Genomic DNA, 15,382 nt, shown 5'->3' with positions numbered 1-15,382 from the left:
CTATGATGCTGGCACGAGCAGCTATCTGGCTTTCAAAAGTATATGAATAGATCAAAAATAGACAAGGGGTAGGAATCTTATGAACAAAAAAGACATTGCGAACATCCGAAAACAATTCAAAGTACATAATGATTTACTGAAAATATCTGAAATATTTAATGTTTATATCATGAAGGAAACAAGCGAAATTTATCATCACCAAAGTCAACCGTTTGAAATGTTAGAGCAAGAGCAACAGGAATTATTTATGAATAACTTCAAAAAAGTGCTGACAGGGCAATTGGATCAAAAGTTATTCGAATTAAAATTTCAGCGTAACGTTGAAAATAATAGTCAGCTTATTCTTCATCAGGGATTGTTAAGCGATAATTCGGAAGACTGGAAAGAACAGATGCTTCTTATTGTAGAAAAGATGCTGAAAGATAAACAATATGAAATGGATATTGTCGTGACATTCATCCGGGGTGAATATTTGAAGCCAATGAAACGCCGAAATGAAGAGACGGAGGAGAATGAACGGGATGCTGTTTATTCCCATTCCTTTACGCTTTGCAGTATCAATAAAACACTGGATCCAAAAAAGGAATTGCTTTTTGACTATGTTGAAAAGAAATTCAAATACAATATTGTCGTAGATCCAATTATCAACCTCAATGCACCAATAGCCGGATTTCTATTTCCATGTTTCACCGATCATACTGCTGATGTCAATCGCATTTTATATTCTGCAGCCAAACCAAATGACATTGACCCCGATTTCATAGAGACAGTATTAAATGCCGAGGAGACGATGACCGCAGAAGAGGATAAATTCGTTTTTGAGGAAATTGTTAAAGATGTAACAGGAGATCAATTAAATACATCAACACTCGCCAATGTATATGAAGAAATCAATCGTGTGGTGGAAGAAAATGAGGATGAGGAAGAAACGCCGACATTAGGGTACAAAGAGGTGGAGCGTGTTTTAAAAAGCAGTGGTGTAGAAGAAGTCAATACAGAAAAGGTAGAAACAGCTTTCCAAAAAGTCATCGATGACGATAAATATGAACTAAAGGCAAATAACATCGTCCCAAAATATAACTCGAAATCCATCAAAATCGATACAAAAGTAGCGAAAATATCTATTAGCCCACAAGGTTTAAGTTATGTAAAACGGATTAATTTTGATGGAAAGCCTTGCCTCTTAATTGAAGTAGAAGAAGATACCGTGATCGAGGGTTTCACCATGATTCCGGAAGCTTTTGGCGATACAAAAGACAATTGACAATGTATACATGCATGGAACCTGTATATTGCCAGAAGAAATAGAAGAATTTTTAGTTAGTTTAGAGTAGAGAAATGCATAAAATGTAGTTGTTCGTTTGGATAGTGGATTATTGGTAAAATATTTAGACAAAATAATGAACCATACAGATCATCCATCACGAATATTTAACCAGTAAAAATTTCTCATTTATCACAATAAAATGCTATCATTGTTTATAAACAAACATAAGAAAAATTCTACATAGAAGGAGGCGTCCAAATGAAAGCGATGATTGTTAATGAACCAGGTGGTGCTGAACAATTACAAGTAAGTGAGCAGCCAACTCCAGAGCCAAAAGATGGTGAAATACGTATTAAAGTGGAAGCGACAGCTGTGAATCGGACAGATATTATCAACCGACGAAGCAGTTCCGGATATTTGGATCACCCTATTTTAGGTGTTGAAGTTGCTGGAGTTGTTGAAAAAGTAGCCGCAGATGTAGATATCGAAGTAGGTACTCGGGTGATGGGGCTTGTGAATGGCGGGGCATATGCTGCATATACGGTCATGCCAGCGGACCGGGCGATGGTGATTCCGGAAAATCTATCATTTGAAGAAGCGGCAGCTATTCCTGAAGTATTTTTGACTGCCTATCAGACGTTATTTTGGATAGGAAAATTACGTGTGGATGAAACGGTTCTGATTCATGCCGGAGGAAGCGGCGTTGGTACAGCTGCCATCCAGCTTGCGAAACAAATTGGACAAGCGAATATCATAACCACTGCGGGATCTAAAGAAAAACTGGATTTTTGCAGGTCATTGGGGGCGGATGTCTGTATCAATTATAAAGAACAGGATTTTGATCAGGAAGTATTAAAGGCTACAAATAATAAAGGGGCCGATTTGATTCTTGACTTTATAGGTGCTTCCTATTGGAAGAAAAATTTGGACAGTATTAAAATAGACGGGCGCTGGGTGTTAATCGGATTGTTAGGCGGTGCCAAAGTAGAAAAGTTCAACCTCATGCATCTGATGGCGAAGCGGATTCAGCTGACAGGAACGCTGCTGACACCTAGAAGTGATCAATATAAGGCAGATCTTACAGCAGATTTTGCGTCCAGCGCTTATGATTTATTTAAAAATCAAACATTAAAACCCATCGTCGATCGCGTTTTTCCTTTTGAAGAGATGCAAAAAGCACACGAATATATGGAAAACAATAAAAACACGGGGAAAATTGTTGTGAAAATGGATTCCTAAGCCTTAAGCAGGGAGCGAATAGTATGAAATATGATAATTTAATGAAGGTAAAAAATCCGGAGATTCATTTTGGTAGATCAAGTTAGAAGATTAATTGGAGATTTACTAGATCATGCTTCTTACTTTTTATTTTTTCTGTTCGTGTTTGTCATCTTGACATCCTTTTCCCCTGCTCTTTTTTTACAGGCCCTGGGGGCAATAGATGCTTTTTTGCCTCAATTTATAAGCGATTACTTTGCATCCATCCATGTAACATCAAAGCAATTGTTTAGTTTGTATTATATACTTTCGGTAATTACAATATCCAGTTTGATACTATTTTTGATTCAGGTCAGAATTGGACAAACTTGGATTTACACGCAGAAGCTGTTTGAAAAATGTATATTGGTTTGTTCTTATTTTTTAATGATTAACATGATACTCTCCAACTTAAATCTCCCTACTGCCAATCTGGGGAAGCTGATGGAATCAAATATCAACTTCTTTTACCTTGTATTTCCTGCTTTAACAACTGGATTAGTTGGTATGATTTTTATGTATATAATCATCCCGAGTATCTTCATGGTGATCAGTCCTACCCGGTTTAAAGATCGCTTTAAATGAAAGACCTTTGACGTTCTCATCATTCGTCAAAGGTCTTTTTTAAAAAATTAATCCCCTTTCGTTAGAACGATAAGCTTATCTCCTTCATCCAGTACGAGTTTTCTCCGCAGTGTAATAAATTGAATCGTATCATCATCTTTTTTAATAAAAAGAGGGATGACATCTTCGGGAATATTATCTTTCTTTATTTTATTTTTTTCCTTAACATCTAATGCTTGGATAGAGTATCCTGTATTTATTTTCCGGTTCAATTCTGTAAAAACGGCATCTTTTCTAAATAACAAATGGGCTCTAACTGACACGGGATTCTTATCCTTGTTTACATTGCGCTGATCATAAGAAGGTAATGCAAAGGTATTATTATAACCGAACTCCGGTACGTAAGATTGACCAACAAGTGCATTAAAAGCATTATCTCCAGTCATGGCTAGAATGGTTTCGTAAGGAGTTAGGTCCACTTCGTACTGTGTATGCTCTGCAAGAATCTGCCCATGGTGAATAGGAATATCCTCCTTTATTGCAGCTTGAAGGCGTCCGTAAGATGTGTCACTAATGAGTACGGGAATTTTCAATTTGCGTAAATAATCAGCAAGTGCAACGGAAAAACTGCTTGATCCGACAATCAGGACTCCCGGTGGTGCGTCATTGGCAAGCCCAAGTTTTTTCCCCAATGGTCCAAGTGAAAACCCATGCGCACAGACGGTGATGAATACAAGTGCAAATGTTAAAGTTGTCAAAAGTGCCGCATCCTCGTGTCCGTCCCTGAGAAGTATTTCTGCAAAGTATCCAGAAACGGTCAGTGCAACAATCCCGCGAGGCGCTATCCATCCGATTAATGTCTTTTCCTTGTTCGTGAGTTCTGTACCAATTGTTGAAATCCAAATGGATAAAGGTCGAACAATAAAAAGCATGATCAGCACAAAACCGATGATCGGCCACGTGAAAATTTCAGCAATGGTTTCCCGTGACAAAGAAGCGGTAAGCAGGATAAATATGGTTGATGTCAAGAGGACAGATATGTTTTCCACAAAATGAGAAATGCTGCCGATCGATGATACATAGCGTTTCGTTCGGGCGAGGGTTAGTCCCATTACGGTAACCGCAAGCATACCTGTCTCATGCATGATTACCTCTGCCATCGTAAAGCAAAGCAATACAAATGCTAAGATGATTGGTGATTTTAAATATTCCGGAAACATCCCTTTACTGACCATAATGCTGACGGAAAATCCAATTACATAACCAAAAACAATGGCGATGACCGCACTTGTAAAAAAGTTCAATAAATAATTGGCGTGCAGTGTTTCTGTTGTAAGAACATTGATCACTTCATAAGCAAAAAGAGCAAGGAGCGGTCCAAATGGATCGACAATAATCCCTTCCCATTTTAAAACAGCTGCAATTCGTGGTTTTAATTTTGCATTTCTTAGTAGGGGAATAATGACAGTTGGCCCAGTAACGACAAATAAACCACCGATGATAAATGAAATCTGAAGGCTTAGCCCCGCGATAAAATGAGCTGCAAGAGCACCTCCGATCCATGCAAGAAATGCCCCAAACGTGACAATTCGAAATACGGATTTAGAAATTCCTTTTATTTCTCTAATGTCCAGACTGGAGCTGCCTTCAAATAATACGATAGCAACTGCTAAGGAGATCAAAGGGCTATATAAATCTCCCATTGCTTCTTGTGGATTGAAAAAACCAGAGACAGGTCCCAGTAATAATCCTGCAATCGACATAATCACAATGGATGGCCATTGGATACGCCAAGCAAGCCATTGTGAGAAGATACCAACCACAAGAATAATTACAATACCGATTAAAATGGTGTTTGTCATTTTATCACCTAAGCTTTCTTATGTAGAAGGTCCAATAAATAATTAAATCTAATTTTACAATAAAAGGAAGTTAAATAAAAATAATAGTATTTATTAGCTTAACGAGAATGGCGTGATTTATACGGAAAGGTGTTTGGATGTAAATGCACAAATTTTAAATTGAATAGGGAAATGATTGAAAAAACGTTCAGCTTGGGAAGAAAACGGAACGTTTTTTTAATTGTTGTGCTGCATCGTGGATAGGACTTTATGTATGTCAGGTCCGCTGTAAAAAGGAATTGGTCTATACATATTCGTTGGTGTCGATAGGCAAGATAATAGTATGGAGGTGCTTATCGTGAGTAGAAAAAAGAGGAATCAAATAACCGGTGGGGTAAGTGATGAACAAGCTGTACGAAAGAAGTTATCCAAAAAATATGATCATGAGCTTGCTAATGAACCGTTAACGACAACGGAAAAAGTTCATAATAAGAAAACGAAGAAAAGGCAATAAGAAATCATGTAGGTTACTTCAAAAGGAAGGGGAAAAATCACAGAGGATTTTTTCTCTTCTTTTTCGTAGCGGAACGTACATTATCTAAATTTGGGCATAGGATGGTAGTGTTAGATACTTGTGAAAGGAATGAACAAAATGTATTTTATGCCTAACCCCTATCCGAATTGTTATATGCCTTATCGAACCATGTCTCAATATCCTGTAGAAACTACATTACAGCAAGGAATGTATCCGCATGAATTGGATGCTGTATATGAAGGCATTCAAAAAGAGGCTGCAGCCATTGACTTTTATTATCGACTAGCAGATGTAGCACCAAATCAAAAGCATAAAAATGAGATTTTGCACGCTTTAGAAGACAAAAAAGAACACTTCGGACAATTTACGAATCTTTACACTGCTCTCACTGGAAGTCGCCCGATGCATCAAAATAAGGGCATTCGTTTTCATACTTACAAAGAAGGTTTAGAAAAAGCGTATGGAGTAGAAGTGGAGAGGAATGAAGCCTATCAAACATATGGTTCAACTTCTCACCACCCCTTCATTCGTAATATTTTTACGCAGGCTTCTGAGAAGAACAATGTGCAACGATTTGATTTTTTGTTAAACGATTATGGAGGAGAGCCGTTTGTCGTAAATATAGAGGAAGCTGCAGAACGAAATAAGACGTTCCGTACTGCTTTATGGACAGGAGATCATTTGCAAGTGACCTTAATGAGCATTGATGTTGGAGAGGATATTGGATTAGAAGTTCACCCGGATATTGATCAGTTCTTCCGTATTGAAGAAGGTCAAGGTCTAGTGCAAATGGGAGACAGCAAAAATAATTTGGATTTTGAAAAAAACGTTTATGAAGACGTTGCGATCGTGGTTCCAGCTGGGAAATGGCATAATTTAACAAATACCGGTGATAAACCGATAAAACTATATTCGATCTATGCACCGCCTGAGCATCCTTATGGTACCGTTCATGAGACGAAAGCAATCGCAATGGCTGTCGATGAAGGCTACTACTAGATATTTATCGAATGGTGATTTTTACTAAAAAAAGAGCAACGTTTAAAATTCGTTGCTCTTACTGTCTTACCATGTTACTTTCGATTCCAGAAACGCTGCTGAGCGATTGCGGATACAAATTCATCTTTAAAATTTGGATTATTTTCGGCGAAAACGACACCAGCTAAATTATTTTTATTTGTGTTATTAAAATAAGACGCTGCAGTTGTTGCTACACCAATTGGTTTATAATGTTTGTATGCTTCTTTTACAAATGATTTGATATCTGATCTGAATTTCGCTTCATTTTTGGTTTTTCCTCCTACAACATAAAGGGAATCGTATAACACAGAATAGGTTGAGGTGAATATGGTATTGACTTCGATTTGCATGCCGTCGTCTCCTTTGACAGTACCGAGGTTTTCACTGATAATATCTATAAAAACCCCACAATGATGCAGGTAATCAAGTACATTTTTTACTTCTTTGCCGTTAAAACCGTTGCCAATGAGCACAGCGACTTTTTGGGTGTATGGATAATAGGCTGTATTAGCCTGACTAAGGGCAGGGGAACTTTTTGTTACAGGTACATGCGATTCTTTTGGTGGATTGACGCCTATACTCTCAGCAATTGCCGTTGCCATGTGAGTGTCTACATTTCCAAACATATCAACAACTTGTTGGCGAACCGATTTACTTTTTACATATCCAAGGTGAAAGTTAAATGTTTCCACTATCTGCTGTTTCTCAACGGGGGTCATGCTGTTCCAAAACATTCTTGGCTGGCTGAAGAAATCAAAGAATGATTCTCCTGGACGTTCCCTCGTTTTATGTCCATCTACTTTCTCCGGATAATGCGCATAACCACCTTTTTCGGGAGGGGTTTCTTTCGGTGTATTGCCAGCCAAAGAATTCTTATGATAGTGTACGGAGTCAACATCAATCCGATGTCTCACATCGCTTTGTCGTTGATTAAGGTTCGTTTCGACGATAGGCTGGTTGACCGGTATATTATTAATATTGCCCGTGCCAAGTCGATGATAATCCGTATCTCTGTAAGCAAAGGATCTGCCTTGCAGGACGGGGTCATTCGTAAAATCAATCCCCGGAACAACCGTTGCAGGATCAAATGAAACTTGTTCTTCTTCCGCAAAGTGATTATCAACGAGCCGGTTCAATGTCATTTTTCCAATAATTTCAACAGGAATGACTTCTTCTGGCCAGAGTTTTGTATCATCCAAAATATCAAAATCATACTTGAATTGATCTTCTTCCTGGATCAGCTGCACGCCAAGTTCATATTCTGGGTATGCGCCGCACATAATGGCCTCATGGAGATCCCGTCGGTGGTAGTCAGGGTCAACCCCTCCAATAATATTTGCTTCATCAAGTAACAACGAATGAACACCGAGCATGGGCTTCCATACAAATCGGACGAAAGTTGATTTACCATGTTCATTGATAAATCGGAATGTATTGACAGGCCAGGCTTCCATCATTCGCCAGCTTCTCGGACGTCCTCGACCGGACATCAACCACATAATAAAATGCGCAATTTCCTGATTATTGGCGACATAATCCCAAGCATTATCGTGCGCGACAGTGGCTTGCGGAACGGCTGTACGCGGATTCGGTTTAACCGCATGCACAAAATCTGCAAATTTCATGGCATCCATAACGGAAAAAACAGCAAATGAGAGTGCCAGCATATCGTAATTTCCTTCTTGTGTGTAAAACTTGGTTGCAAAACCGCGGATATCGATTGCGGTATCCTTGGAGCCTTTACTTCCAATAAAGTTGGAGAAACGAACAAACACAGGTGTTTTGCATCCAGGTTCTTGCAAAAAATGTGCTCTTGTGACATGTCTCATGGATTTATATAACTCAAATTCTCCGTATGCCCCGTCACCTCTAGCATGAACCACTTTTTCAGGGATTCGTTCGCGGTTAAAATGTGACTGTTTTTTATAAAAATGAAAGTCTTGAAATAGTGTTGGTCCACGTCTTCCTGCTCGCAATGACCACCTGTCATTCGAAATTTTCAAACCGGCATCACTCGTTAATTTCTCACCTGGGCCTGTGTTTTTCTCCCTGTATTTATTCAGTTGTTCATTTTTGCTATTATCATGGCCAGGCTTTTTGTGTCTTGATGATTCATCGTTGTACTCATCTTTGTAATCGTCCTTGTAATCATCCATATAATAATCACCCATCCTTTTACCAAATATAAATCCATTTATATACATATGCGTGTTTTTGAAACTTAGAACAGGAGAAGCCCCTAACGTATTATAAAGAAATTTTTGTATACATTGAAAAAATCTATTGACAGATAGAAAGCAATTTGAAATAATAATAAAAATAAATTATGAATCTTTAATATCGTCCTGTGAAGCTTAAAGGAAGCGTTTTGTACGAAATATGTATATTTACATAAACCAATCCCTTTTCCTCCTAGAGAAAGCGCGTTTTCTATGAGGTGATGAAAAACAAAAATTGTTGAGTAGGTAAGAACACTCCAACCTTAGACAAAGGGATTATGTTGTTCAGCTGGATGAATAGACGATTTAAAGCAGTTGCTCATTTATGAAAATAGTATAAACGTGGTTATAAGTATGTTTAACAAACCTTTAAATAGATCCAGAGAGTTCTAAAAGGTTGCTCGGAAACACGTATGCCCACTATACGTGTGCCTCTTTGCAGCCTATTGCAGAGAGGTTTTTTTATAAGCACACGGCATGGTTAATAAGTTGGTGGTAAAGTCCGCTACAGGCAAACAAAAATGGATAAACAAACATTCTTGTCCAAGGGTGGAAACACATCATTTCACGACTGGAAGGTTTCTAGTTTACCTGCATGACTACTGCTAAAGAAAGATTATTTACGAGGAGGATATGTATGCATAAAAAACAACTGATACTTGAGGATGGCACCGTATTTACTGGAGACAGTATTGGCAGTGATTCTTCCGCTTTTGGGGAAATCGTTTTTAATACAGGAATGACCGGGTACCAAGAAGTAATTTCAGACCCCTCCTGTTGTGGCCACATCGTCATGATGACGTATCCTCAGATAGGGAATTACGGAGTGAATCGTGAAGATTTTGAGACAGTGACACCATTTATACACGGATTTATTGCGAAAGAAGTCTGTGATGATCCGTCCAACTTTCGTAGTGTGGAAACACTTGACAGTTACTTAAAAGCTCATCATATCCCTGGACTGACAGGGATCGATACAAGAAAGCTAACCAGAATTATCCGTCAGCGTGGGACAATGAAAGCAATGATTGTTCCCATTGGAGAATCCGTTCAGGAGGTACAGGCAAGGATGCAAGAATCAAGCCTGCCAACGGATCAAGTAAAGCAGACATCCACCGTGAATCCATATGTAGTACCAGGTAGGGGGAAGCGTATTACAGTAGTGGACTTTGGGATGAAGCATGGTATTCTACGAGAATTAACGAAACGCCAATGTCATATAACGGTTGTTCCCTATAATTACAGTCCTGACCAAATGGTGCGATTAAACCCGGATGGCATCGTGTTAACAAACGGCCCAGGTAATCCAAAAGACGTACCGGAAGCTATTCATATGATCAAACAAATCATTGGTAGGATTCCGATATTCGGTATCTCCTTGGGACATCAGTTGTTAGCATTAGCATGTGGTGCAGATACAGAGAAAATGAAATTTGGGCATGGGGGAGGAAATTATCCCGTGAAGGATGTGGCGACGGGGAGAACCTACATTACTTCTCAGAACCATGGTTATGCAGTAAAAGAGGCCTCTTTGGCTCACACAGATTTAGTACTAACTCATATCGCCATTAATGACAATACGGTGGCAGGAATAAAGCATCAAGACTATCCAGCATTTTCTGTACAATTCTATCCTGAAAGCGCACCAGGACCTGAGGATACAAGTTATTTATTTGATACATTTATCGAAAAGCTAGAAGACAATCCAGCAAAGGGGGAGCATACACATGCCTAAAAATACAGAAATACAGAAAATTCTCGTGATCGGCTCAGGTCCCATTGTCATTGGACAGGCTGCTGAATTTGATTATTCCGGTACGCAAGCCTGTCAAGCACTGAAAGAAGAAGGATATACGGTTATCTTAGCTAACTCTAATCCAGCCACTATCATGACAGACCATACCGTGGCGGATAAAGTATATATGGAGCCATTAAATGTCGACTTCCTTACGAAAATTATCCGTGTGGAACAACCGGACGCTCTACTTCCTACACTTGGTGGACAAACAGGATTGAACTTAGCTGTTGCGCTTGAGGAAAAAGGGATATTAGAAGAATATGATGTAAACCTATTAGGTACGTCATTAGAAGCAATTCAACAGGCGGAGGACCGTGACAAATTCAGAAATTTAATGCGCCAATTAAATGAGCCTGTACCAGATAGTCAGATTGTTCACACAGTGGAGGAGGCATGTGAATTTGCTGAACAAATTGGTTTTCCACTCATTGTTCGACCAGCATACACGCTTGGTGGAACAGGCGGAGGAATGTGTGATGACCTTTCTCAACTAAAGGCGATTACGAGAAATGGTTTGGCACTCTCTCCCGTAAACCAATGTTTAATTGAAAAAAATATTGCCGGCTTTAAAGAAATTGAATATGAAGTAATGCGGGATAAAAAAGATCAAGCGATTGTTGTATGTAATATGGAGAATGTGGATCCTGTTGGTATCCATACAGGGGATTCCATTGTGGTCGCCCCTTCGCAAACCTTAAGTGACCGGGAGCATCAATTGCTAAGAAACGCATCATTAAAAATAATACGTGCTTTGGAAATTGAAGGAGGATGTAATGTACAACTGGCCCTTGATCCAAATAGCTTCCAGTACTATATTATCGAGGTAAATCCAAGGGTAAGCAGATCTTCTGCACTTGCATCCAAGGCTACGGGCTATCCAATTGCAAAAATGGCTGCAAAGATAGCGATCGGATTGAGTTTGGATGAGATTATTAATCCAATTACCGGTAAAACATACGCCTGTTACGAACCAGCGCTTGATTATGTTGTTTCCAAACTTCCTCGTTTTCCATTTGACAAATTTATTACCGGAGATCGTTGTCTTGGTACGCAAATGAAAGCAACAGGGGAAGTAATGGCAATTGGACGAAATTTTGAAGAATCTCTATTAAAAGGAATCCGATCATTAGATAGTGGAACGGAATCGCTTTTCATAGAATCTATCGCACAACTTTCCAAAGAATCTCTCATTGAACGTTTAATAAAGGCTGATGACGAGCGGATCTTTGTATTAGCGGAAGCTTTAAGAAGGGGAATGACCATTGAAGAATTATTTCAACATACAAAGATAGATCGATTTTTCCTCCATAAATTACGTGGATTAATTAAAATGGAGAAAGAATTAGAAGATCGTCCAAATAATTACGATCTCTTGAAGGAAGCGAAAAAACGTGGATTTTCAGATGATCATATTGCTCAGTTGTGGAGTTGTTCCATTGACGAAGTCTATCAAATTCGAAAAGATAATCAGTTCATCCCTGTCTATAAAATGGTTGATACATGTGCAGCTGAATTTGAATCAGAAACGCCTTATTTTTACAGTACCTATGAGGAAGAAAATGAGTCTGTTATTACACCGCGAAAAAAAGTGCTTGTGTTAGGCTCTGGTCCAATTCGGATAGGACAGGGAATTGAATTCGATTATGCCACTGTACATTCTATCTTTGCCATTAAAGAAATGGGCTATGAAGCAATCATTATGAATAACAACCCAGAAACAGTTTCAACCGACTTCAGCATTTCAGATAAGCTATACTTTGAACCACTAACGTTGGAAGATGTGATGCACGTCGTTGAATTGGAGCAACCGGAAGGGGTCATTGTACAGTTTGGTGGACAAACTGCTATTAATCTCGCAGCAGGGCTCAAACGAAGAGGAGTAAGAATCTTAGGTACAAGTTTAGAAGCGATTGATCGGGCGGAGGATCGTGATAAATTCGAATTATTACTGGAAGACCTTCATTTGCTAAGACCAAAAGGAAAAGCTGTTCTTAACTTATCGGAAGCGACAGCAGTTGCGAACTCCATCGGTTATCCTGTGCTTGTACGACCATCCTATGTGATAGGTGGCAGCAGAATGGAGATCGTTTATAATGATGACGAATTGCAGGCATATTTAATAAAGACAGAGAGTATAACGGATGAACATCCGATCCTTATTGATAAATATTTAACGGGCATTGAAGTGGAAGTAGATGCAATAAGTGATGGGGAGACAACCATTGTGCCGGGAATTATGGAACATATTGAACGTGCCGGCGTGCATTCTGGTGATTCGATTGCGGTATATCCACCTCAACGCCTAAGCGAGAATGTGAAGCAGCGATGTTTAGAAGCAGCTACTAAGTTAGCCCAGGCATTAGAGGTAAAAGGATTAATCAATATTCAATTTATCATCCGTGACGAAGAAGTATATGTACTGGAAGTAAACCCGCGCGCAAGCCGAACGATTCCTTTTTTAAGCAAAATAACTGGTGTAACGATGGCAAATATTGCAGCGAAGTGCATTTTGGGTGAAAAACTGGAAGACTTAGGATACCGTACAGGAATCCTGCCCGAAGACGATCAAGTATCTGTTAAGATGCCGGTATTTTCCTTTGAAAAATTACGGAGTGTCGATACAACACTCGGGCCAGAGATGAAGTCTACTGGTGAAGCGATAGGTTATGATAAAACGCTCGAAAAAGCATTATATAAAGGGTTAATTGCCGCTGGATTGACTGTTCCGTATGAAGGAGCTGTTCTACTGACTGTAGCAGATAAGGACAAAGAGGAAGTACGGAGCGTAGCAGAGCGTTTTCATGAACTTGGATTTCAATTGTACGCAACAGAGGGGACAGCAGCATACTTGCGGCAATTCGGTATTTTGGTAACAGAGGTAGGAAAAATCGGGGCAGATGATCCAAATGTATTGTCAATCATTGAAAACGGAAATGTACAGTTTGTTGTTAATACATTAACTTCTGGTACAAAGCCGCGCTCTGACGGATTCCGAATCAGAAGAGAAGCAGTTGAACACGGGATCGCTTGCTTGACTAACCTAGATACTGCAAATGCCATTCTAAATGTGATTGATTCCACTACGTTTAGTGCTAAACCAATCATAAAATAGATACTGATTTCTTATACTTGTGTGAAAGGGATCACTCCATATTGTTGCATAAGAGGAAGCAAAAACGTTCAGAATTTATTCTGAGCGTTTTTGCTTGCAGTGGATTCTTTACATATGAAGAGAGAAATAGAATGATAAGAAGAGAAATAAGGATCTCGGATGCAGAAGAATTCGCCTGCTTCATACAGCAAGTAGAGAAAAATGCGGATTAAATGTTGTGGGAGGGAGGAGAAAGAAATGTCACCCTCGAACAACAACGAGAGATGATGAACCGTTTTTGGTGGGGGATGTGATGGCTTTTGGCGAAATGCAAAAAGAAACAAACACACAACCTGTTTATGTATAAATGGGGAGTACGTTGATGAGTATGATAAGTCAAAGCTCATCGGATCCTAATTTTCATTTGGAAGCAGGCTAATAGAAAAGGGGGAATAAATCATGCAAAGAAGTCGCCTGATTAAAACACTTATCGGAGTTGTTGCACTCCTGTTCGTGATTTCACTGTTGTATGGATTTTTTCGGGATGATGATCCATATAAGTATTTTACCGGAATGGGCAAAGGTATTTCCATCTCGCCCGATGATCAAACGCTAGCATTCTCTTATTATACGGATGGAAAAGAAGCAATTTATACTGCCAATATGGACGGTTCCAATATTGAAAAAATAACGCAGTCGGAGGGAAAACGTCTGCATCATCCTGCATATTCACTGGACGGAAAGCATTTACTGTATTTGTCCGAAAATGAAGATGGTATTCATTCGTTATTCATCGCGAATCACGATGGCAGCGAGGCTAGACAACTCAGTAACGAAGACAGCCATATAAAAGATGCAGTTTTTTCACCAGCAGATGAGACCATCTATTATATTGCAATGAATGCAAAGGATTTTAAAAAAGAACCAGGTGAAACAAGTGAAGGATTTGATTTGTTTTCGACGGACCTAGGCGGCAAAGAAAAGAAGCAATTAACAGATAAAGATAGATTTTCCATGAATCATCTTTCGGTTTCCCCCGATGGAGAACATGTTTATTTTAGTGCGTTTGATGGAAATAAGGAAGTCCTTCGCTCCTTTTCTGTTACAGATGAAAAGGTGGATCAAACCATGATGCCGCGTGGTCGATCAAGGGATAATTCTGTTTATAACGCTCAACTCTCCCCAGGTGGAAAGAAATTCGCATTCACAACGGTTTCAGAGGAGTCGATGGAAAGCTCGTTATTTGAGTATGAATTATTTTTGATGGATAAAAACAGTGGTGATACAAAACGACTGACTGATTTGGGAACAGCTGTGGATTCTCCGGTGTTTTTTCATAAGCAGAATAAATTAGCGTTTCTGGAACACACGAACTGGTCAAGCGAACCAGCCAAGTACCGTTTACACACCGTTGATCTTGATAGCAAAGATATAGAAACGATTGATTTACAAATGCCGAATTCGCAAACTAGCAAGTGGTTAGCGAAAACACTAGATCAAGTTGTCAATGGGTATACGCTAGGCGTATTGTATATTATTCTTTTTGGATTAATTACGTTGTTGATTCAAGCTGGTGGGAAAAGAAGTGTTTATTTGCCGGCGTTCATTAGTTTCGGAATCGCTATCGCTATTTTCATTAGTAGTTTTGTTGTTGCAGTAATAGGCAATCCATGGATTGGGATTGGACTTGGTATGCTTGCAGCTTTTGTATTTGTTTTTTCTGTGATGATATGGATCTTTGCAATTGTGATCAAGCGTGCTGTCAGAAGGAGGGAGTAATCGACTGACAG

General features: G+C 39.2%; 10 protein-coding genes. 8 read left to right on the top strand and 2 right to left on the bottom strand.

From position 1 onward, the window contains the following. Positions 1 to 79: 79 nt before the first annotated feature. The 3 genes from GZ63_RS0103995 (at position 80) to GZ63_RS0103985 (ending at position 3,109) form a co-directional block, all read left to right on the top strand. On the top strand, positions 80 to 1,264 hold the full coding sequence (locus tag GZ63_RS0103995; RefSeq protein WP_029267116.1) for a DUF4317 domain-containing protein: 1,185 nt from the start codon (positions 80 to 82) through the stop codon (positions 1,262 to 1,264). Between the two features lie 261 nt (positions 1,265 to 1,525). Continuing rightward, the gene (locus tag GZ63_RS0103990; RefSeq protein ID WP_029267114.1) at positions 1,526 to 2,506 is read left to right on the top strand and encodes an NAD(P)H-quinone oxidoreductase; all 981 of its coding nucleotides are present in this window, start codon (positions 1,526 to 1,528) and stop codon (positions 2,504 to 2,506) included. Between the two features lie 69 nt (positions 2,507 to 2,575). Further along, on the top strand, positions 2,576 to 3,109 hold the full coding sequence (locus GZ63_RS0103985) for a hypothetical protein (protein ID WP_029267110.1): 534 nt from the start codon (positions 2,576 to 2,578) through the stop codon (positions 3,107 to 3,109). 47 nt (positions 3,110 to 3,156) lie between these two features. Here the strand turns inward: GZ63_RS0103985 and GZ63_RS0103980 are convergent, their stop codons facing one another. Then, entirely contained in the window at positions 3,157 to 4,950 is a 1,794-nt protein-coding gene (locus tag GZ63_RS0103980) for a cation:proton antiporter (RefSeq protein ID WP_029267104.1), read from the bottom strand. Positions 4,951 to 5,287: 337 nt separating this feature from the next. Between GZ63_RS0103980 and sspO the strand changes: the two genes are divergently transcribed. Next, positions 5,288 to 5,443 carry a small acid-soluble spore protein O gene (gene sspO / locus GZ63_RS0103975; RefSeq protein ID WP_029267102.1) on the top strand — a complete coding sequence of 52 codons (156 nt, stop codon included), beginning with the start codon at positions 5,288 to 5,290 and terminating at the stop codon, positions 5,441 to 5,443. Between the two features lie 138 nt (positions 5,444 to 5,581). Next, positions 5,582 to 6,463 (top strand): cupin domain-containing protein, encoded by an 882-nt coding sequence (locus GZ63_RS0103970; protein ID WP_029267099.1) that lies wholly within the window; start codon positions 5,582 to 5,584, stop codon positions 6,461 to 6,463. A 74-nt stretch (positions 6,464 to 6,537) separates the two neighbouring features. Here GZ63_RS0103970 and GZ63_RS0103965 read toward each other — a convergent pair whose 3' ends face one another. After that, a complete protein-coding gene (locus GZ63_RS0103965) occupies positions 6,538 to 8,640 on the bottom strand; it encodes a catalase (RefSeq protein ID WP_029267097.1) in 2,103 nt (700 codons plus the stop codon). A gap of 700 nt (positions 8,641 to 9,340) precedes the next feature. Here GZ63_RS0103965 and GZ63_RS0103960 point away from each other — a divergent pair. The 3 genes from GZ63_RS0103960 (at position 9,341) to GZ63_RS0103950 (ending at position 15,371) form a co-directional block, all read left to right on the top strand. Further along, a complete protein-coding gene (locus tag GZ63_RS0103960; protein WP_029267095.1) occupies positions 9,341 to 10,438 on the top strand; it encodes a carbamoyl phosphate synthase small subunit in 1,098 nt (365 codons plus the stop codon). Further along, on the top strand, positions 10,431 to 13,613 hold the full coding sequence (carB, locus tag GZ63_RS0103955) for a carbamoyl-phosphate synthase large subunit (protein WP_029267093.1): 3,183 nt from the start codon (positions 10,431 to 10,433) through the stop codon (positions 13,611 to 13,613). Before GZ63_RS0103960 ends, carB begins: the two co-directional genes overlap by 8 nt. A gap of 438 nt (positions 13,614 to 14,051) precedes the next feature. After that, positions 14,052 to 15,371: a TolB family protein gene (locus tag GZ63_RS0103950; RefSeq protein ID WP_029267091.1), complete on the top strand. Its 1,320-nt coding sequence runs from the start codon at positions 14,052 to 14,054 to the stop codon at positions 15,369 to 15,371. Positions 15,372 to 15,382 lie beyond the last annotated feature (11 nt).

This window comes from Virgibacillus alimentarius (genome assembly GCF_000709085.1).
GTDB lineage: Bacteria > Bacillota > Bacilli > Bacillales > Amphibacillaceae > Virgibacillus_B > Virgibacillus_B alimentarius.
This window is presented reverse-complemented; position numbering and strand designations above follow the sequence as displayed.

Coding starts and splice junctions, on each gene's coding strand:
- GZ63_RS0103995 (WP_029267116.1), top strand. CDS start 80: ATGAACAAAAAAGACATTGCGAACATCCGAAAACAATTCAAAGTACAT.
- GZ63_RS0103990 (WP_029267114.1), top strand. CDS start 1,526: ATGAAAGCGATGATTGTTAATGAACCAGGTGGTGCTGAACAATTACAA.
- GZ63_RS0103980 (WP_029267104.1), bottom strand. CDS start 4,950: ATGACAAACACCATTTTAATCGGTATTGTAATTATTCTTGTGGTTGGT.
- GZ63_RS0103970 (WP_029267099.1), top strand. CDS start 5,582: ATGTATTTTATGCCTAACCCCTATCCGAATTGTTATATGCCTTATCGA.
- GZ63_RS0103965 (WP_029267097.1), bottom strand. CDS start 8,640: ATGGATGATTACAAGGACGATTACAAAGATGAGTACAACGATGAATCA.
- GZ63_RS0103960 (WP_029267095.1), top strand. CDS start 9,341: ATGCATAAAAAACAACTGATACTTGAGGATGGCACCGTATTTACTGGA.
- carB (WP_029267093.1), top strand. CDS start 10,431: ATGCCTAAAAATACAGAAATACAGAAAATTCTCGTGATCGGCTCAGGT.
- GZ63_RS0103950 (WP_029267091.1), top strand. CDS start 14,052: ATGCAAAGAAGTCGCCTGATTAAAACACTTATCGGAGTTGTTGCACTC.